Below are 18,973 nucleotides of genomic sequence, written 5' to 3' on the forward strand. Positions count from 1 at the left end.
CTCCTGCTCTCCATTCTGCACCGAGACGATCGGTCCGCCAAGTCAACCACTTCGGGATTTTCGTCAATTACTGGAACCAAATCGCAAATGCCACGAACCGCCCTTGGAAGATTCGATTGAGCGTTCTGGCGGTTTCCTGGCTCACCACTTCGCCTTCCTCCAGGTAGGGCACGGCCGCCGCGCCGTGTACCCACATCACCAGGTCGAACTCCCGCGGTTCGTTGAACACACGATTGATATTGATCCCCTGCCCTGCAGGCACGCGCCAGTGCGGCACAAGTTTTTCGCCCGCCAGCACGGCATCGGCTTCGTCGAGGAACACCTGCCATCCGTCGGCGATGCTCTGGTTGACTCTTAGCGGAGTAAGGCTTGTTTGGTTCGGGCCAGGAATCCACTCCCGATCGTCGTCGGTCTCTTTGCCGATGCAAATCCACACCTGCCGGCTCTGGGCGATCATCTCCTGGAGGTGTTTCAGGGCGGCCTTCATTCGCTCGGGTTCGACTACATCGAATTTCATCAGGTGGATCGCGGCAATGGCGTCAGCGATGGAATCGGGGTTGAAGCCCCTCTGCAGGTTACTGCGCAGTAGTACTTTCGGAGTTTCCGCGCCTGCAAAGAACATCGGTGCCGTCTGATTGTAGAATGCCTCGGTATCGTAGGCCAACCATGCTTCGGCCATCGCTTGCAGCAAGTGCGTGTAGCCGATCATCCAGTGCGCGTCCGCCTTATCAAAGCCGATTTCGAACCGCTGCTGATCTTCATCGAGTTTCGCGGCTCTCCAGGCAACGGCGGTGAACACGCGCCAGAACGTCTCGTCCTGCTCGGCCACTCCATCGCCATTCAAGTCCAGTCGCACCAGGCCCACCGGCAGTTTGAGCTTCACGTCCTCGTCCTGAATCGCCAAGAGCGACTGCTGCGCGTCGTCCAGGTCGTCGACAAAATCCTGCAGCACTTGCCGCCACTTCACGTAGGTGAGTTGCTCGGGACCGTCATTGGCTGGCACTGGCAAACGCACGAAGGGCAAGCGGGGATTGTTGTCTCGCAAGCCGTATCGATACAGGTCCTGAGTTAGCCCCTCCACGGCAGCCAGCACTTTTAACACACCAACGGCGTACTGAGCGGTCGAATCGTCCCGCTGCTGGAACTCGTCGATGCCCTCTTGGATGCGGCCCTCGACGAGGAATGGCTCTACCTCTGCGGGGGTGGTTGGCTTGGCGAGGACAACGCCGGTGAGCGTTAAGGCAGCCACGGTAAACAGGACGTGCAGGTAGCGTTTCATCGCAACCTCCTTCCAGGTTCAGAGAGGAGAAGCCGCACTTGAGTACAGCCATTTGCATCCAGCGAGTCCTTGCCATTAGACATTACCACTCAGCCTTGTGGTTGGTTTCAGTTTTCTATGGCAAGTCCGCTACGAGATAGGAAGCAATGATGACAGCAGTAATCAGTACGGCGATGAGCACCGCTCCGCCGACGATCAACCGCCTGGCGAGAGGCGAAATGACTTGAGACGGGTGAAGCGGAGCCGGAAACCGGGCGAAGGGATTGTCGTCGCCAATTGCGTCAGAGGCGGAGTCTGGCTCGTTCGTTTCCGTCGGCATTTGTACCGCTTGTGGCGCCGGCACACGAATTAGGGCGCCACATTCGCAGCCGGCCGGCATGTTGCCCCATGCCTCGGGCAACTCATAGACACTACCACAGCTGGGACAGCAAACTCGGATGCCCATCGAGTGGACTCGTCTGGGGTCGTAACGGAGCAAAATTATCTCGCGACTACTCGTCCGTCACACACCCCTCGCTGGCGCTCTTCACGTTCTTGATGTACTTGTACAGCGTGCCGCGCGAGGCCTTGTACGCCGGGGCTTTCCACGCCGCCAAGCGTTTGGCCATTTCGTCGTCGCTCACGTCGACGGTGATCGTGTTCGCCTCGGCGTCGATCGTGATATTGTCTCCATTTTGCACCAAGGCAATCGGGCCGCCGACCTGCGCCTCGGGCGTCACGTGTCCCACGATGAAACCGTGCGAGCCACCGCTGAACCGGCCGTCGGTCATCAAGGCCACGTCCTTGCCGAGCCCCGCGCCCATGATGGCGCTGGTGGGAGTGAGCATTTCCGGCATGCCGGGACCGCCTTGAGGTCCTTCGTAACGAATGATCACCACGTCGCCCTTATCGATTTTCTTCTCCTCCAGGGCGTGCAGCATGTCCTCTTCGCTATCGAAGCAGTTGGCCGTTCCGGTGAACTGCAGACCTTCCTTACCGGTGATTTTCGCCACGGCCCCATCCGGACAGAAGTTGCCGCGCATGATTCGCAAGTGACCGGTCGCCTTGATCGGATCGTCGAACGGCCGCACCACTTCCTGCCCCTCCTTCAGGCCCGGCAGATCGGCCAGGTTCTCGGCCACGGTTTTGCCGGTTACCGTCATGCAGGTGCCGTCGATCAGGTTGTGTTCCAAGAGCAGCTTCATGACGGCCGGCGTGCCGCCCACTTCGTGGAGTTCTTCCTGCACGAACCGGCCCGATGGCTTAAGGTCCGCCAGTAGCGGCACTCGGTCGCTGGCCTTCTGGAAGTCGTCGATCGTGAGTTTCACGTCCACGGCACGGGCCATGGCGAGCAGGTGCAGCACCGCGTTGGTCGATCCGCCCACGGCGATGATCAGGTTCATCGCATTGTCGAACGCCGCCCGGGTCATGATGTCGCTCGGCTTGATGTCGTTCTCCAGCAGGTTGAGCATTGCATGGCCGGCGCTGACGCACTCTTCGAGCTTGGCGGGGTCTTCGGCTGGGATGCTGGACGAGTACGGAAGCGTCATGCCCATCGCTTCGATGGCGCTGGCCATGGTGTTGGCTGTGTACATACCGCCGCATGCGCCGGCGCCGGGACAACTTTCGCGAACGATCGCCTTGCGTTCGTCTTCGTCGATCGTCTTGGCCAAAAACTCCCCATAACATTGAAACGCCGAGACAATGTCCCGCTTCTGGTTCTCGCCACCGAAGTGCGTGAAGCCCGGCTTGATGGTACCACCGTACACCATCAGGCTCGGGCGGTTGAGTCTGCCCATGGCGATCAAGCAGCCCGGCATGTTTTTGTCGCAGCCCGGCAGGGCGACCAGGCCATCGTACCACTGGGCTTGCATCACCGTTTCGATGCTGTCGGCAATCAAGTCGCGGCTTTGCAGCGAGTAGCTCATGCCGCTGGTGCCCATCGAGATGCCGTCGGAGACACCGATCGTGTTAAACCGCATCCCAACCATGCCGGCGGCCACCACGCCTTCCTTCACCTTAGCGGCCAGGTCCATCAGGTGCATGTTGCAGGTGTTGCCCTCGTACCACACGCTGGCGATACCGACCTGAGGCTTCTGCATGTCCTCTTCGGTGAGGCCCGTACCATACAACATTGCCTGGCTGGCACCTTGACTCTTGGGCTGGGTAATGTGGCTGGAGTATTTGTTGAGCATGGCAGTTGGAGAGTAGGTGAGTAGGTGAGTAGGTGAGTAAGTGAGTAAGTGAGTAAGTGAGTAAGTGAGTAAGTGAGTAAGTCGGCGAGCGGGGGCCGTCAGGCCCCTGGTCAGTTAACCCAACCAGAGCCACCCAGCCACAAATTCCAATCCGTCTCCCCCCTCAGGACCCCTCAGCTTAACATCGGTTCGGAGAGACCATCTTGGGAGTTTTGTCCCTACATCCCGACAAACGATTCATGGGCCCAAAACTCTGGGGGTTCTGGGAGCCCCCGCGATTGTTTTTACCTTGTTTTACAGGGTTTCTTCAACATCGCAGGTACCAAAACTCGGCGGGTTTTGTCCCCCCTGTGCCCCGTTGGGACAAAACTCCCATAACGAGGAGGGAGAACTCCAATACCGCCGATAATGCGCCTCGGCGGAACGCTGCGCAACCCATATTAGACCAGAGGAATTGTCCAGTTTCTACTGCGTGGGGGGCGGAAATATGGGGCTTGCAATCTTGTCCCATGACGGCGGGATACGTCCCGTGTTAGCGACCTCGAAGGCTGGAATGCCGTTGCGTGCTGTGAGAAACTCCAGCAACTTATCAGGCCGAAAGTGCACCAATTCTGGCGATCTCTATTATGCCCTTCCCTGTTGACATCAAGTGGATCAATGAAACCGAGAAAAAGCTCGGAGTGAGATTTCCGGCATCTTTCGTCACGGCTATGGCCAAGATGAACGGGGGCGGCGTCAATACCACCTTCGATAGTTTCGTGCTCTTCCCATTTTTCGACGCCAGCGATCGCAAGCGGATTCAACGTACCTGTAATAGTATTGATCGTGAGACTCGCTCGGCACGCGAGAGTTGGCATGGTTTTCCAGCGACTGCCGTGGCGATTGGCGCTAACGGGGGTGGCGATTTGTTAGTGTTACTGCCGATGCCCGGCCATCCCGACACCTTGCAGCACAACGTGTACTGGTGGGATCATGAGACAGGCGAGATTGAACTTGTTGCCGACGATTTTGCCGATCTAGAACTTCATTGATCTCTCACTCGCAGGATAAATCCACTACGCCATGCAAGCCGTCGAATTCCACTTCCACGAGCCACCCATCATCGACTTCGAGGCGGTTCGGCAGCGGGCCAGCGAGATCCTGGGTGGCGAAATCGAAATGCCTGCGAGCGAGAAGGACAATGCCCACCTTTTTGCTCACGTGGAGCACATGATCGAGTACGCCGATCGTGCTGCGCCGCCGCAAACCTGGTTGTTGCAATCTGACCAGCCGATCAAGATCGAAAACTATGCCGCCGACATTCAGCAGTCGTGGTTTTGTCGCGATGCCGAGTCGCTGCTGGCCGGCGCCACCCACTCGCTGCTGGTGACCGAGATGCTCTCGCGGCGACTGGAGCCAGCAACCCGCATGCAATTGTTCCATGGCGTCCTGCAAGCGGTCGCGGAACAGCTTGAGCCCGTGGCGATGGTCGCGAAGCACAGCCAACAGGTCGTGCTGGTGTCCGATTACCTCGACGCGGTCGACGTTCCGCCCATCAAGCGGCCCGGTTCGCTGAACATGCGGTTCTTCAACATCAGCAATACGCCCGGCGACAAGTTGATGGACACGCGGGGGCTCACGGAAATCGGACTGCACGATCTTCAATGCCACTTCCGCGAACTGGAGCCGAACGACGTCTCGGCCGTGCTCTACAATACGGCGATGTACGTATTTGAGAAGGGCCTCGTGCTGGAGTCGGGCCACACGGTTGAAGGCATCGAGCCAGGCAGCAAGTGGCGCTGCCAGTTCGAAAACGCACTGGTGCCGCCGGAACGGCAGGTGCTCGACTTGAACCCTGGTGCGCCGTATGCCGCTGGTCGCCGGGAGGAATGACTGGCGGTTGGCCAGTTGCCGTGCGAGAATGGAGCAACTGCTTGCACGTGCTTCTCCAAGGCGGACTCTTCCATGCACCGCGCCAACACGATCGTCGCCTGGCTGTTCTCGCTCATCTTGGTTGGCCTCGAGATCTACGCTCTGGCGACCGACTCCCGCTACAAATGGGACTTCATCTTCTTGATGATCCTGCTGTGGGGTGTGTTCGCAGTGCGCAACTGGATTAACCTGCACCCGGTGCACTACGCACTATTGGGCGTGTTCTTGCTGCTGCACGACCTGGGCATGTTTGGCTTTTACATGACCTTTCCCTTGGGCGTGGAGTACGACTACTGGGTGCATGGCTTTTTCGGCTTCGTGGCCAGCCTGATCGTCTGCCGGGCATATCACTTTCATGGGCACTACTCGCCCGCCTTCATCGTGGTGGCCACGATGGTAGTAATGCTGGGCTTCTCGGCATTTCACGAAATCTTCGAGTACGTCGGCGCCCTGCTTGTGGGCGAGGGCGAAGGGGTGCTATTCATCGGCGCCGGCGACCTGGACGAGTGGGACACCCAAAAAGACATGGTCAATAACGTGATTGGCGCGGCCATCGGACTCTCGCTGTACTACGCCGTGTGGTTCTGGCACGGTAGTGGACGGAATTTGGCGAAATCCGAGAACTGATCTGCTAGAATGAGGGGCTCCAAGCACTCGGGCGGCACCGGATTTTTGCGCAGTGGTACAGTTCTCGGTAAAAGACCTGCTCCTTCTCAGCGTGTACATCATCGGCGGGATGATGGCCTACTCGCTATTGGTGCTGGTATTGCGGTCGTCGATCGACGTCGAACAATTGGGGCGCGAGCAATTTTTGTTCGCCACGGTGTCGATCCGCCTGGCGGGCGCTTGCATCGGCGCTATGCTGTGGGTGGTGGTGCACCTGATGGCACGCATGCGGTAAGCACCGATTCGCTGCCGGCATGTGTCACCCTGGCAACGCGGCCCGGGACGTGCCAAACTGGGTTTTCGGTTGCCCCACTTGCTGCAGAACGATCAGGTCCCCCTGCCTGAGTACTTTCGACGGAGTTTCCCTATGAAAATCACCTGGCTGGGCCACAATTGCTGGCTTCTCGACATCGATGGCACCAATGTGCTGGTCGATCCGTTTCTGAACGACTCGCCTTCGGCGCCGATCAAGGCCGACGACGTGAAGTGCGAAGTGATGCTCATCTCGCACGCCCACTTCGATCACATCGCGGATGCCGTGAGCATCGCCAAGCGAACCGGCGCCACGGTGCTCACGAACTTCGAGATCGGTAACTGGCTCGCCAATCTGGGAGTGGCTCGCGATCACGCGGTCGGCATGAATCACGGCGGCGGCTACGATTTGCCCTTCGGCCGGGTGGAGTACACGATTGCCCATCACAGCTCGAGCTTCCCCGATGGCAGCTACGCGGGCAACCCTGGCGGTTTTGTGATCACGGGCGAGGGCAAGCGGATTTACCTGGCGTGCGACACCGCGGCCTTCCTGGAGATGAAGTTGATCGGCGCGCCGGGCTTGGACCTGGCCGTGGTGCCGATCGGCGACCTGTTCACCATGGGACCGGCAGCGAGCCTCGAGGCAATCAAACTACTGGGACCCAAGAAGGTGCTGCCCTGCCACTACAATACCTGGCCCCCCATCGAACAAGACACGGCCTCGTGGGCCGAAAGCGTCAAGCAGCACACCAACACCGAACCGGTGGTGCTCGAACCGGGTGGCGTGCTGGAGTTGTAGTGAGCACGTTGGAGTAACTTGTGATTTAAGCGTAAGAGTGCTTCGAGACCAGTAGCCGACGAGCTACGCCGCGTCGTGAAACTAAAGTAAGGTAAACTTCCATGATCCGTTGGTCGTTAGTACTATTCTTCGCTGTTGCTGTTGGTTCTACCGCATTCGGCCAGGAGGCTCCCCGCTGGAAGTTTACTGCTGGCGGAGAGCTGCGGTACGAAGTAGTGCAGCAGACCACGTTCAATGTCGATGCCCAGCAAGCCGGCACGTTCGCGAGCAACGCCTCGCAGACGACCGATGTCCTGTGGCGGATCGACTCGGTGGACGAAGCTGGCACCATGACCGCCACCCAGGTGATCGAGCGGATCCGCGTTTCCATTACCCAGGCGGAAGGTTTGGAGCTGGTCTACGATTCGGACGAGGACGATGCCCCCGCCGGATTGTCGGCCATGCTGATGCCGATGTTCGACTTGCTGTTGGACAACGAAGTGACCGTGGTCGTCACTTCGCGGGGTGAGGTAAAAGAAGTCAAGCTGCCAGAGGAAATGGAGGGCCGCCTGGCAAGCATCCCTGCCACGCGACCCATGAGCAGTTTGATAACCGGCGCGGGACTTCAACGCGTGGCCCAGCAGATCGCCCTGCTGTTGCCCACCGAAGGAGAGGACTCTGCGTCGCGCAAGATGGTGATCGACAATCGAGTGCTCGGCAACCTACAGGGCGAGTTAACTTGGAAGGCCGCCGGCACCGAGGGCGACGTGCACAAATTCGAGCCAACCATCCAGCTTTCTGTGCAGCCCAACGAACAGGCCGAAGAAGATCCCTACCTGCCGGTTAAGCCGCTGGACGAGCCGAAGATTACCGAGCAATCGGTTACTGGCGCCGCGGAGTTTGACGCCGCGGTGGGTAAGCTCACCAAGTCGAAGCTTGAATTGCAGCTGACACTGACCGGCAAGCTCCTGAACTCGAAAGTCCAGAGCAAAGTGAAGCAAACGGTCGAGGTGACGGCGAAGTAGTAAGACCGTAGCCGGAGGCACACTCCGCGTCGGCTTGAACTGCGTGGTGGTCCAGCTACTGAGAGAGCTTCACCTGAATCTCATCCCCCTCCACGCGGACTTCGTAGGTGTCGACGCCTAACTTAGGATTGTCGCACCAGGTGCCGTCGCACACGCTGAATCGCCACGCGTGCCAGGGACAGGCCACCGTGCCATCTTCGTCCAGGTAGCCGGCGCCGAGCGACGCCCCCTGGTGGGGGCAGTGGTCGTCGATCGCGAAGTACTCACCCCCATGCAGGAACAACGCGACAAGTTTGTCGCCCACTTGGATGGTAGTCCCCTGCCCTTCTGTGAGGCTGCCGACTTTGGCGATGGTTTGGAATTCGGACATGTTAGTTTAAACAGGTTTCGCCAACGTGATCGTGTAGTAACCGTGCACCGAGTGGCCCACGGTATACGGCATCAGCAGGCCGCACACGGCGTTTTCCATCGCCAGCGCCGGCATCGCGCGGCGGATCAGTTTTACCGCCAGCGACATCTTAAAGAAGCGTCGCGACAGTCGATAGAGTCGCCGCAGGTCGCGGGCTGTTTCGGTAGATCGATCGGTGCACTCGATTACTTCGAAGCCCACTTCGCGGACCATCTGCTGCCAAGGTTCGAGTTCCGCGAACTTATCGACCGCCGCGGTTTTCTCAACCAATAGAGCTGCTTCGCGTAGTTGTTCGTCCACTGCGTCCAGCGGCTGGTTACGATAGCAGTCGATCACCATCATCCGCCCACCCGGCTTGAGAATGCGATACGCCTCGGCGATGGCCAGGTGTTGGTCTTCGGTCTGGCAGAGCGTCTCGATGGCCAGCACCGCGTCGAACGCCTCATCGGGCAGGTCGAGCTGTTGGTAGTTCCCCTCGATGAACTCGATGTTCTTCAGGCCCGCCGCGTCCTTGCGGGCGGCCTTCGTGTGGTGAGGCGAGAGGTCGACTCCTACGAACTGCCGCGCGGGCATCTCGCGGGCCAGCGTGCGGACGTTGTATCCCATGCCCGAGCCGAACTCGATGGCCTGCTGGGCATCGATGGACTCGAGCAACTCGGCAAACAGCTCGACGTGCCGGCGGTGCCCGACGTCGTCGTCGTCGCCCTTGCCGGTGCTCATGCCGATGTGCAGCGCGCCCTCGCCGGAGTGGAACATTCGATACGCCCGCTCACTTTGGCGGTAGTATTCCACCACGCCAGCCGAATCGATGCCGCGACGTGTGATCTCCGCCGCGTCGAATGCCTTGCGCACCAGCGCAAGAGCCTCGTCGAGCGGCAGGTCGGTGATTTGAGCAACGGAGTCGATCATGAAATCTTTGAAAGATGAAACGCGCGCGTAGCCGGACTCGCAAGAGTTCGGAGGCCTTGGTCGATTGTCCGAACTGCGGCGAGTCCGGCTAAGATCCAAGGTCAGTGACCACCGCGACACCGACTTCGCCGAAGTCGTTTAGCGTTTCGAGCGCGGCGGGTGCCTGGCTCAACGCCAGGGTGCGAGTCACCAGTTTAGCAGCCGGAAGGCGACCTGTAACCACGAGGTCCAAGAGCTCCGGATAGCTGCGGGCCGCCAGACCGTGACTGCCGACGATCTCCAGCTCGTTCGCAACCACCGGCCCCATCGGCAGGGGCGGGTTGGCCTGGTCGCCTGCCAACAGTCCAACCTGTACGTGTCGCCCACGCTTACGGAGCGAGAGAATGGAATTTGTCGCGGTTACCCGACTGCCCAAGGCGTCGAGCGACAAGTCGGCGCCACGACCGGTGAGCTGGCGGATCGCCGCGGGCACGTCGTCCACTTCGCCGGCGTTTAGCGTGTGCTCAGCACCGAGCTTGCGAGCGAGCTCCAGCGGCTTGTCGCGAATATCCACCGCGATCGGCCGGCCGCCGAGCGCCGCAGCAATCGCCACGGCCGCCAGGCCCACGCCACCACAGCCATGCACGGCGACCCACTCTCCCGGGTGAAGTTGCCCCTGCGCGGTGACCGCTCGATACGAGGTCGCCATCCGGCAGCCGAGACTGGCCGCCGTGGCGAAGTCGAGTTCTTCGGGCAGGCGAATCAAATTGAAGTCGGCGTAGCGCACTGCCACGCGCTGGGCGAACGATCCCCAGGCGGTGAAGCCGGGCTGGAATTGATCGTCGCATACCTGCGGATGCCCCGCGGCGCACTCCACGCACCGCCCGCACCCGGCGACGAACGGCATCGTTACCTGATCGCCCGCTTTCCAGTGGCGCACCTCGCAGCCGACCTCGGCCACCACGCCGGCAAACTCATGCCCCGGCACGTGCGGCAAGTCTTTAATATCCGCGTCGTGTCCTTGCCACCCATGCCAGTCGCTGCGGCACAGCCCTGTGGCTCGCACTTCGATCACCGCGCCGTCCGCAGGGCACTCGGGCTCGGGGACGTCGGATAGCGAGATGGGCCCGCGGAATTCGGAGAAGGTTACAGCTTGCATTGAGAATGTAGCAGGATTCGCAAGAATTCTGATGGCTGGAGGTGAGTCCGAACTCTTGCGAGTCCGGCTACGAGTCTTTTACCCTCGCGACAGCGCGTCCGTCTGATCGACAAAGTCGTCGCCGTCCCAGTCGGTGTCTTTCTGGATCACCTTCTTGTCGTGCTCGGCCTTCTTGGCGGCGCGGGCCTCGGCCTGGCGGCGGACAAGGTCGGAATGGGTGGTGAAGAACTGCAGCGAGTGGCCCTTGAAGTCCTCCAGCGTTTCGAACTTGTGCTGTTCCATGAACGCGAGCAGTTCTTCCTGCATCGAGTGCACGCAGCGGTAGCCCATCTTCATCACCCCGGTGCAGACCTGCACGGTGTCGCAGCCCAAGAGCAGGAACTGCGCGGCGTCTTTGCCGGTTTCGATGCCACCGATGCCCGATAGCGAGCGGCCGGGGAACTCGTCGCGAATCACGGTGGCGATCTCCATGCACATTCGCAGGGCGATCGGCATGATCGCCTGGCAGCTATAGCCGCCGGGCGTGGTATAGCCTTCGACGGTTGGCTCGGGGCGAAGCGTTTCGAGGTCCACCCCCAGCACGCTGCGGATGGTATTGATGGCCGAGATGCCCTGGCAGCCCGCGCGGAGGCTCGCCCGCGTGGGGTCTTCGATATGGGTCACGTTGGGCGTCATCTTGGCCCACACCGGCTTGGTGGCCACCTTCATCACCCAGCCGCAGACCTCTTCGAGTATGTCGGGATTCTCGCCCATCGCGGCGCCCATCCGGCGCTCGGGCAAGCCGTGCGGACAGCTCATGTTCAGCTCGAACGCATCGACACCGGCCGCTTCACACCGCTCGACGATCTCGTGCCACGCCTCCTGGCGGTACTCTTCCATGATCGAGGCGATCAAGATTCTGTCGGGGTACTTGTCTTTGATCTCTTTGAACTCGTCGATCCAGGTGTCGAATGAGCGGTCGCTGATCAGTTCGATATTCTCCCAGCCGATGATCTCGCCCGTGTCACGGCTTCGCAAACGAGCGTACCGCGGCTGAACGTTCACAACCTTCTCGGCGTCGAGGCTCACGGTCTTGCAGATCACGGCGCCCCACCCTTCGTCAAACGCCTTGCCGATCACGTTGGCATTCGTGCCCGGAGGGCCGGAGCCAATGATGAAAGGATTGGGAAGCGTGAGGCCGTCGACGGTTGTTTCAAGCGTGGGCATGAGAGTTCAGTTCGACAGGATAACTGGATGGGCAGGATTAACGGGATAGGTTTGAGAGTTCTCGTACTTTGCGTTTCACTTCGACGCCTTTAGGACCGAAGTTGAGAAGCAAGCCGATATCTGTACCGGTAGCGGCAAGGTAGTTGACGAGTTGGACTTCGTGGCTTTTATGCAACGCCTCGATGGCCTTGAGTTCGATTATTATTCTCTGCTCCACCACGATATCGGCGAAGAAGTGTCCCACGGTGTGACCACGGTACTCTACGTCGAGCTGTACCTGACTCTTCGCCTCTATACCTGCCGCGTCGAGTTCTAGTAGCAGCGCATTTTGGTAGACCGATTCGAGGAATCCTCCGCCAAGCGTATTGTACACGGTGTAGGCACATCCTATCACCCGCCGAGTTAACTCTTCGTGCTGCATCTTTGTCATCTCGTCGATACCTTTGGATCCCGTTATCCTGTCAAATCACGTAAGCATTCGTCCAGCATTGCCACCAGGTAGTCGGCGTCGTCCTTCGTGATGCACATCGGGGGTTTGATGCGGAGGGTATTGCCGTGCAGGCCGCCCTTACCGACCAGGACGTTGCGTAACTTCATCGCTTCCAGTACGTCGGCGGCCAGTTGGGTGGCGGGTTCGCGAGTTTGGCGGTTGGTCACTAGCTCCACGCCCAGCATCAGGCCCAGGCCGCGGACTTCGCCGATGGCGGAGTGCTTGTCGGCGAGTTCGTGTAGACGATCCTTCAGGTGGCCGCCGACCTCCAGCGAGTTCTGCTGCAGGCCGTCTTCGTCGATCACTTCGAGCGTCGCCAGGCCCTGCGTCATGCTGATCGGGTTACCGCCATAGGTGTTGAAGTGCACTCGGCGGGTCATCACCTCGGAGATTGCTTCGGTGGTGGTGAACGCGCCGAGCGGGATGCCGTTGCCAATGCCCTTGGCCATCGTGATTGCGTCGGGCACGACGTCCCAGTTCTGATGCGACCAGTAGTGCGTGCCGGTGCGGCCAAAGCCCCCCTGCACTTCGTCGGCGATACAGATGCCGCCGTAGCGACGGACGATGTCGTACACGATCTGGAAGTACTCCTTCGGCGGAGTGACTGCACCGCCCACGCCTTGGATCGGCTCGCCGATGAAGCAAGCCACCTCGCCTGGCGTTTGGTACTTGATCACGTCCTCGATGTCACGAGCGCACTTCAAGTCGCATGACGGATACTCCAGCCCGTACGGGCAACGGTAACAGTAACCGGCGTGGGTGTGATGGATGCCGGGGGCCTGGTTGGCCTTGAACTTCCAGGTGCCGTGGGCGGTGAGGCCCATCGTGGTGGCGGTGCCGCCGTGGTAGCAGTTCCTGAGGGCGATTACGTCGGTGTTGCCGGTGTATTCGCGAGCCGAAAGGATAGCGATCTCGTTCGCCTCGCTGCCGGAGTTGGTAAAGTAGCTCCGCGAGAGCCCCTCGGGCATTTTCGCCGCGAGTGCCTCGGCGAACTGCGGCAGTGCCGGGTGCAGGTAGATGGTAGTGGTGTGTTGTAGCTCGCCGGTTTGTGCTCGAACCTTCTCGACAACCTTGGGATGGCAGTGCCCAACGCTCACGGTGACGATGCCCGCAAAGGCATCTAGGTACCGCTTGCCGGTCTCGTCCCACACGTACTGCATGTGACCTTCGACCACCATCAACGGCTCGCGATAGTAGGTGATCACCCCGGGTGAAACGTACTGCTTACGCAGCGCGATCACCTCGTCCCGCGACGGTCCTGCGTAGGCCTGCGGCGTGTGATTGACGACCGGTAGTTCGAGCTTGGTGGTGTTGGGCATAGGGGCTCAAGACTGGGGAATGTTGTTGGCGGAGATCTATTGAACCACAGAGGACACGGAGGACGCGGAGAGGAATCTAGTATCGAATAGCTCGAAGGGTTTCCTCAGCAGTGCCGAACAATAAAATCCACTCATGCTAAGGATTCCTCTCGGTGTTCTCCGTGCTCCCCGTGGTGAGTCCTTCAATCCACGTCCACGTCGCCCCCTTCGGGGACCAGGACGCCGGGGCCTTCGGCCAGGCCGCGTTCCTCGCGGGTGCCGGGAACCATGTTGTCGAAGAGAATACCGAGTATAGCAGCCACGGCCATGCCGGACTGGCCAATTGCTAGCACCACGTCGCGCACGGCGGTCGGCATCCACGCGACGTCCTGCTGGCCGGTGCTGTAGTCGCTGAAGTAAAACGCCACGCTAAGCCCCATGAACAGGGCAAAACCGCCTACGAACAGGTTGCGATCACTGTTCAGGTCGGCCCGGGCAAACTGCCGCACGCCGACGGCCGCGATCAGCCCGAACATAGTGCAGTAGAGGCCGCCGACCACGGGCTGGGGGATCGCCGAGGCGAACGCACCGAACTTGCCGAATAGTCCCAGCAGGATGAGAATCACACCGCCGATCTGCACGACGTACCGGCTGGCAACCTTGGTGAGTCCCACCAGGCCGATGTTCTCGGAGTAGCTGGTGCTGCTGAACCCGCCCAAGATGCCGGTCAGCGCACAGCCCACACCCTCGAAGCCAATGCCACGGGAGATTTCCTCGGGCGTGGGGTCGCCGGCGCCGGCGATGTTCTTGCAGGCGTGATAGTCGCCAAACGATTCGATCATCGAAGCCAGGAAGCCGGCCAACACGGCGACCGTTGCGCTCAACGTGAACTGAGGCAAGCCCCACGGGAGGAAGATGTCGGTGGTTCGCACCCATTCGGTGTGCTCGAAGGCCGAAAGATCGACGTAGCCGGGAGTCGTTTCGGCCGACGTGTACACACCGCTCCAGGTAAGTATTGCGCAGTAGGTGACCATCACCACGATGGCCGAGAGCATCGGAAACAGTCGTAGGAAGGTCACCTTGCGCGACAACACCAGGGCGAACAGGCTGATCAGCACGATGGTACCGATGCTCACGGGCCAGTTGCTGGCCGCATTCGGAGCGCCGAACTGGTAGAGCGCGAGGCCGATGAGCATGATCACTGGACCGACAACCACGGGCGAGAGATAACGCCGCACCAGGCCCATCAGCCCGCTGAAGCCTACAAGGATTTCAAACAGCGCGCCAATTAAGATGGCGCCGGCAATGGTCTGCATGCCCATGGCCCCTGCCGATTGCCATGCTTCGATAAGCGGCTCGAGCGTTTCGGGACTCACCGCATCGGAACTGGCAGCGGACCAGTCGATCTGGTTCTGCTTGTGCACGCTGGCGATAATCGATCCGAACGCGGCCAGGAAAGAAAACGATACACCCTGGATGATGGGCAGCCGCGAACCAAAGGTCGCTTGCAGGAAGGTGGCGATGCCGCTGCAGAGCATAACGCTGGAGATCAATAGCGCGATGTTCGTCAGTCGCAGATCCGTGAGCTCGACTTTCACGCTCTCTGATATGCCTTCGGGAATCGGCCAGAGTTGGGGGCCGAACATCAGCGGCACCACCACCGTCGAGCCGAACATGGTGAGCACGTGCTGTGCGGCAAGCACTATGGCACGCGGAAACGGCGGCCGGTCGTCGAGACCGTAAATGATCTGGCTGTCGGGCATAGGGCGTGGAGCACCTGGAGATCGAGGAATGTCGACTCATTGTCGAAGTTCACCCCGCGTGTGTAAATGCCGAATGGTCGGCCGCGGGCTCCACCTGAACGAGGTGTCCATGATACACTAGAACCACCTTCGATCCTATAGTTTACGTAGCGCCACGCTTGCAGGGTGGTGTTGCTGACCGCCCGTGACCACTCCCGCCCTGGCGAGAGATTGGAGCTTTGATGCAAGACCTGATGCTCTACCCGCGACTGTTCCTCACCTTCGCGCGGAACAGCTTGATTCGCGATATGACGTTCCGCACCAACTTCGTGATCGAGGTGGTGTCGAGCATCGGTTGGATGGCGATGAACCTGGGGTTCTATCTGTTGGTGTTCGCCTACACCAGCAGCATTGAAGGCTGGACGAAATTCGAGTTCTTCATCTTCATCGCCACAACGATGTTCATCAACAGCCTGGTGCAGGCGTTATTCATGCCTAACGCCCAAGAGATGAGCGAACTGGTTCGCACCGGTGGGCTCGACTTTGCGCTATTGAAGCCGGTCGATGCACAATTTCTGCTCTCCTTGCGGCGGATCAACTGGTCGTCGCTGGGGAACTTTGTCGTGGCCTTTGCCCTGTTGGTATTCGCCAGCAGTCGCATCGATCACGATCAGTTTTTGCCGATTCAGTACTTGCTATACCCCTGCTATGTGCTGTGCGGGGTGTTGATCTTGTACAGCGTGATGATCTCGCTGGCCGCCACGAGCATCTGGTTGGGACGCAATCAAACGCTCTACGACTTCTGGTTTTACATCACGAACTTTTCACGCTACCCGATGGAGATCTACGGCGGCAACGCTCTGGGCAACGCTCTGCGAACCATCTTCACGTTCATCATTCCCGTGCTGGTGGTGATTAACGTACCGGCTCGAATGATGGCCAAGCCGCTCACGCCCGAGTACGCGTGGCTGGCCGCGTTCGCCTTGTTGGCAACGGTAGTGTCGCTGGTGGTGAGTCGCTGGATTTTCAAGCGAGCGCTGGCCAGCTACCGTAGCGCGAGTAGTTAAGCCGCTTGTGCTCGTAGTCACTCCCCCTGCACCGTGACCACAATGTAGCGATTGCGGGGCTTGATATCGCATTCCAGGTGGATGATCTGCTGCCAGGTGCCGAGCACTGGGCGGCCTTCGGCGACAGGAATAGTGAGTTCGGGGCCGAGCCAGGTGGCTTGCAGGTGCGAGTGGGCGTTGCCATCGTGCCAAGCCTGCTCGTGGCCATAGTCGCGCCCAGGCGGGATCAACCGATTGAGCACCATCGGTAGATCCTGTAGGAGACCAGGCTCGAACTCGATAGCGGCTACGACACCGGTGCTGCCGACATTGAAAATGTGGGCTGTGCCGGTTTGAATAGAACTGCCGGCAATGACGCCGGCCACTCGATCGGTGATGTCGTGCATGTCGCCGTGGCCAGACGTTTCTAACTGAAATCGTTCTTGATGAACCATCGTTGCATCCTATCCGTCTACTATGAAAACGCATCCGCACCACACAACAGGGACTTCCATGCGCCTATTGTCATTCGTCTGCATTACTCTGATTTCAACAACGCTGCTTATTTCTGGGGAGAGTATGGCAATTGAGTATCCCGCCACCCGACGGGTCGACCACACCGATAATTATCACGGCACCGAGGTGGCTGATCCCTATCGCTGGCTGGAAGCCGATGTACGCGAGTCGGACGAAGTAGCGGCGTGGGTCGAAAGCCAGAGTGAATTCGCCCGAAGCTACTTGGACGCCATTCCCGCTCAAGAGGTATTCGCGCAGCGTTTGGAGGAATTGTACAACTACGAACGTTTTTCGGCTCCCAGCCGAAAGGGGGGTAAGTATTTCTACTTCAAAAATGATGGCTTGCAGGACCAGGCCGTGCTGTATGTCGGAAATTCCGACACCGATGTCGGTCGAGTGTTACTCGACCCCAACACCTGGAGCGACGACGGCACCGTGGCCCTGTCTTCGTTCTCGGTAAGTGAAGACGGAAAGTTGATTGCCTTTTCCAAGAGTGCTTCGGGTTCCGACTGGAAGACGATCCACATCATGGAGATTGAAACGGGCAAGATGCGGGACGATGTCCTGGAGTGGGTCCGTTTTGGCGGAGTCGACTGGGATCATACCGGCCAAGGCTTCTATTACGCCCGTTACCCTGAGGATGAGGCGGGCGACAAGCACCAGTCGGTGGCCTTGAATCAAAAAATCTACTACCACACGCTGGGCACGCCGCAGTCGGAGGACCGTTTGGTGTACGAGCGGCCCGACCACCCCGACTGGTCGTTTGGCGTTAGCGTCACCGACGATGGCGAGTGGCTGGTGCTTTACATTTCCAGTGGTACCGATCCGCAGAACCAGATCTGGATCAAGAGCCTCACGGCGGGAGAGGAAGATTTCCGCCCCATCGTGGACAATTTCGACAACGAATACTCAATGTTGGCCAGTCAGGGCAACAAGCTTTACTTTCTGACCGACGAGTCGGCCCCGCAAAAGCGGATCGTGGTCACCGACGCGACGAATCCCAAGGCGTTTTTCGAAATTGTCCCCGAGCGAGATGCCACCCTGGTCGATGGCGACTTGGTTGGTGGCCGGCTGATTGCCCGCTACTTGAAGGATGTCCACACCGAAGTGGAAATGTTCACGCCCGAGGGCGAATCTCTGGGCCAGGCGCACCTGCCCGGTATTGGTTCGGCCAATGGGTTCGGTGGCCGCGAAGAATACAAAGAGACGTACTTCACGTTCACCAACGCCGTGACGCCCACAAGCATTTACCGCCTCGACATCGAAAGTGGCGAGACCTCGGTGCTACGTCGACCCCAGATCGACTTCGATCCGGAGAAGTACGAAGTCGAGCAGGTGTTCTACGCCAGCAAGGACGGCACCAAGATCCCGATGATGATTGCACATCGTAAGGGGCTCGAGAAGAACGGCGACAACCCGACGCTGCTGTACGCGTACGGCGGCTTCAACATCTCGCTGACACCGGGTTTCTCCGTCGACTACGTAGCCTGGATGGAGCAAGGTGGCGTCGTGGCGATTCCCAACCTTCGCGGCGGCGGCGAATACGGCGAGGATTGGCACCAGGCCGGCAAGAAGGAGAAAAAGCAGAACGTCTTCGACGACTTCATTGCCGCCGCAGAGTGGTTGATCGACAACAAATACACCCGTAGCGAGCGGCTCGCCATTCGCGGCGGTAGCAACGGCGGCCTGCTGGTTGGCGCCGTAATGACGCAGCGACCCGATTTGTTCGGCGCTTGTCTGCCGGCCGTCGGCGTGCACGATATGCTGCGATTCCACAAGTTCACGGCCGGACAGTTCTGGCGGACCGAGTACGGCTCGTCTGACGAACCCGACGAGTTCGTGTACCTGCTGGCCTACTCGCCCTACCACAACGTCGAAGAAGGCACGGCTTACCCGCCCACCATGGTAACCACGGCCGATACCGACGACCGCGTGGTGCCGATGCACAGCTTCAAGTTCGCCGCCGCCCTGCAGCACGCCCAGGCCAGCGACGACCCGATCCTGCTGCGGGTGGAACTCAAAGCCGGTCACGGCGCGGGGACACCGATCTCGAAGCACATCGACCAGGTGGCCGACCTCTGGGCCTTCCTGGCGAAGACGTTTGATATGAAGATCGTTGAGAAGGACTAGGTTA

The 18,973-nt window shown here is 59.7% G+C and carries 19 protein-coding genes; 8 read left to right on the forward strand and 11 right to left on the reverse strand.

From position 1 onward, the window contains the following. Positions 1 to 67 precede the first annotated feature (67 nt). From NG895_RS28130 to ilvD, 3 genes are all read right to left on the reverse strand, one after another. Positions 68 to 1,279 carry a hypothetical protein gene (locus NG895_RS28130; protein ID WP_252855897.1) on the reverse strand — a complete coding sequence of 404 codons (1,212 nt, stop codon included), beginning with the start codon at positions 1,277 to 1,279 and terminating at the stop codon, positions 68 to 70. Between the two features lie 115 nt (positions 1,280 to 1,394). Further along, entirely contained in the window at positions 1,395 to 1,724 is a 330-nt protein-coding gene (locus NG895_RS28135; protein ID WP_252855898.1) for a hypothetical protein, read from the reverse strand. A 46-nt stretch (positions 1,725 to 1,770) separates the two neighbouring features. Beyond that, a complete protein-coding gene (gene ilvD / locus NG895_RS28140; protein WP_252855899.1) occupies positions 1,771 to 3,453 on the reverse strand; it encodes a dihydroxy-acid dehydratase in 1,683 nt (560 codons plus the stop codon). 626 nt (positions 3,454 to 4,079) lie between these two features. On the opposite strand from ilvD, the gene NG895_RS28145 reads away from it, so the two are divergent. From NG895_RS28145 to NG895_RS28170, 6 genes are all read left to right on the forward strand, one after another. After that, positions 4,080 to 4,484, forward strand: coding sequence for an SMI1/KNR4 family protein (locus NG895_RS28145; RefSeq protein WP_252855900.1), 405 nt, complete (start codon positions 4,080 to 4,082; stop codon positions 4,482 to 4,484). A gap of 31 nt (positions 4,485 to 4,515) precedes the next feature. Next, the gene (locus tag NG895_RS28150; RefSeq protein WP_252855901.1) at positions 4,516 to 5,325 is read left to right on the forward strand and encodes a DUF4261 domain-containing protein; all 810 of its coding nucleotides are present in this window, start codon (positions 4,516 to 4,518) and stop codon (positions 5,323 to 5,325) included. A 72-nt stretch (positions 5,326 to 5,397) separates the two neighbouring features. Next, a complete protein-coding gene (locus tag NG895_RS28155) occupies positions 5,398 to 5,991 on the forward strand; it encodes a DUF2238 domain-containing protein (protein ID WP_252855902.1) in 594 nt (197 codons plus the stop codon). Between the two features lie 52 nt (positions 5,992 to 6,043). Further along, complete coding sequence (locus NG895_RS28160) at positions 6,044 to 6,265, forward strand: hypothetical protein (protein WP_252855903.1); 222 nt, start codon at positions 6,044 to 6,046, stop codon at positions 6,263 to 6,265. Positions 6,266 to 6,397: 132 nt separating this feature from the next. After that, positions 6,398 to 7,081, forward strand: coding sequence for a metal-dependent hydrolase (locus tag NG895_RS28165; protein WP_252855904.1), 684 nt, complete (start codon positions 6,398 to 6,400; stop codon positions 7,079 to 7,081). 101 nt (positions 7,082 to 7,182) lie between these two features. Then, the gene (locus NG895_RS28170) at positions 7,183 to 8,085 is read left to right on the forward strand and encodes a hypothetical protein (RefSeq protein WP_252855905.1); all 903 of its coding nucleotides are present in this window, start codon (positions 7,183 to 7,185) and stop codon (positions 8,083 to 8,085) included. Positions 8,086 to 8,140: 55 nt separating this feature from the next. Here NG895_RS28170 and nirD read toward each other — a convergent pair whose 3' ends face one another. From nirD to NG895_RS28205, 7 genes are all read right to left on the reverse strand, one after another. Beyond that, entirely contained in the window at positions 8,141 to 8,455 is a 315-nt protein-coding gene (nirD, locus tag NG895_RS28175; protein ID WP_252855906.1) for a nitrite reductase small subunit NirD, read from the reverse strand. 6 nt (positions 8,456 to 8,461) lie between these two features. Further along, positions 8,462 to 9,403, reverse strand: coding sequence for a class I SAM-dependent methyltransferase (locus NG895_RS28180; protein ID WP_252855907.1), 942 nt, complete (start codon positions 9,401 to 9,403; stop codon positions 8,462 to 8,464). 88 nt (positions 9,404 to 9,491) lie between these two features. After that, the gene (locus NG895_RS28185; RefSeq protein WP_252855908.1) at positions 9,492 to 10,541 is read right to left on the reverse strand and encodes a zinc-dependent alcohol dehydrogenase family protein; all 1,050 of its coding nucleotides are present in this window, start codon (positions 10,539 to 10,541) and stop codon (positions 9,492 to 9,494) included. Positions 10,542 to 10,619: 78 nt separating this feature from the next. After that, the gene (gene preA, locus NG895_RS28190; RefSeq protein WP_252855909.1) at positions 10,620 to 11,747 is read right to left on the reverse strand and encodes an NAD-dependent dihydropyrimidine dehydrogenase subunit PreA; all 1,128 of its coding nucleotides are present in this window, start codon (positions 11,745 to 11,747) and stop codon (positions 10,620 to 10,622) included. 37 nt (positions 11,748 to 11,784) lie between these two features. Continuing rightward, on the reverse strand, positions 11,785 to 12,177 hold the full coding sequence (locus NG895_RS28195; RefSeq protein WP_252855910.1) for a GxxExxY protein: 393 nt from the start codon (positions 12,175 to 12,177) through the stop codon (positions 11,785 to 11,787). Positions 12,178 to 12,200: 23 nt separating this feature from the next. Beyond that, positions 12,201 to 13,556 carry an aspartate aminotransferase family protein gene (locus NG895_RS28200; protein ID WP_252855911.1) on the reverse strand — a complete coding sequence of 452 codons (1,356 nt, stop codon included), beginning with the start codon at positions 13,554 to 13,556 and terminating at the stop codon, positions 12,201 to 12,203. Positions 13,557 to 13,738: 182 nt separating this feature from the next. Continuing rightward, a complete protein-coding gene (locus NG895_RS28205) occupies positions 13,739 to 15,298 on the reverse strand; it encodes a uracil-xanthine permease family protein (protein WP_252855912.1) in 1,560 nt (519 codons plus the stop codon). Positions 15,299 to 15,519: 221 nt separating this feature from the next. Here NG895_RS28205 and NG895_RS28210 point away from each other — a divergent pair, with 221 nt between their 5' ends. Further along, entirely contained in the window at positions 15,520 to 16,344 is an 825-nt protein-coding gene (locus NG895_RS28210; RefSeq protein WP_252855913.1) for an ABC transporter permease, read from the forward strand. A gap of 17 nt (positions 16,345 to 16,361) precedes the next feature. Here NG895_RS28210 and NG895_RS28215 read toward each other — a convergent pair whose 3' ends face one another. Continuing rightward, a complete protein-coding gene (locus tag NG895_RS28215; protein ID WP_252855914.1) occupies positions 16,362 to 16,778 on the reverse strand; it encodes a secondary thiamine-phosphate synthase enzyme YjbQ in 417 nt (138 codons plus the stop codon). A gap of 124 nt (positions 16,779 to 16,902) precedes the next feature. Here NG895_RS28215 and NG895_RS28220 point away from each other — a divergent pair, with 124 nt between their 5' ends. Beyond that, positions 16,903 to 18,969: a prolyl oligopeptidase family serine peptidase gene (locus NG895_RS28220; RefSeq protein WP_252855915.1), complete on the forward strand. Its 2,067-nt coding sequence runs from the start codon at positions 16,903 to 16,905 to the stop codon at positions 18,967 to 18,969. Positions 18,970 to 18,973: the final 4 nt, after the last annotated feature.

Source organism: Aeoliella straminimaris (assembly GCF_024054565.1).
Classification (GTDB): Bacteria; Planctomycetota; Planctomycetia; order Pirellulales; family Lacipirellulaceae; genus Aeoliella; species Aeoliella straminimaris.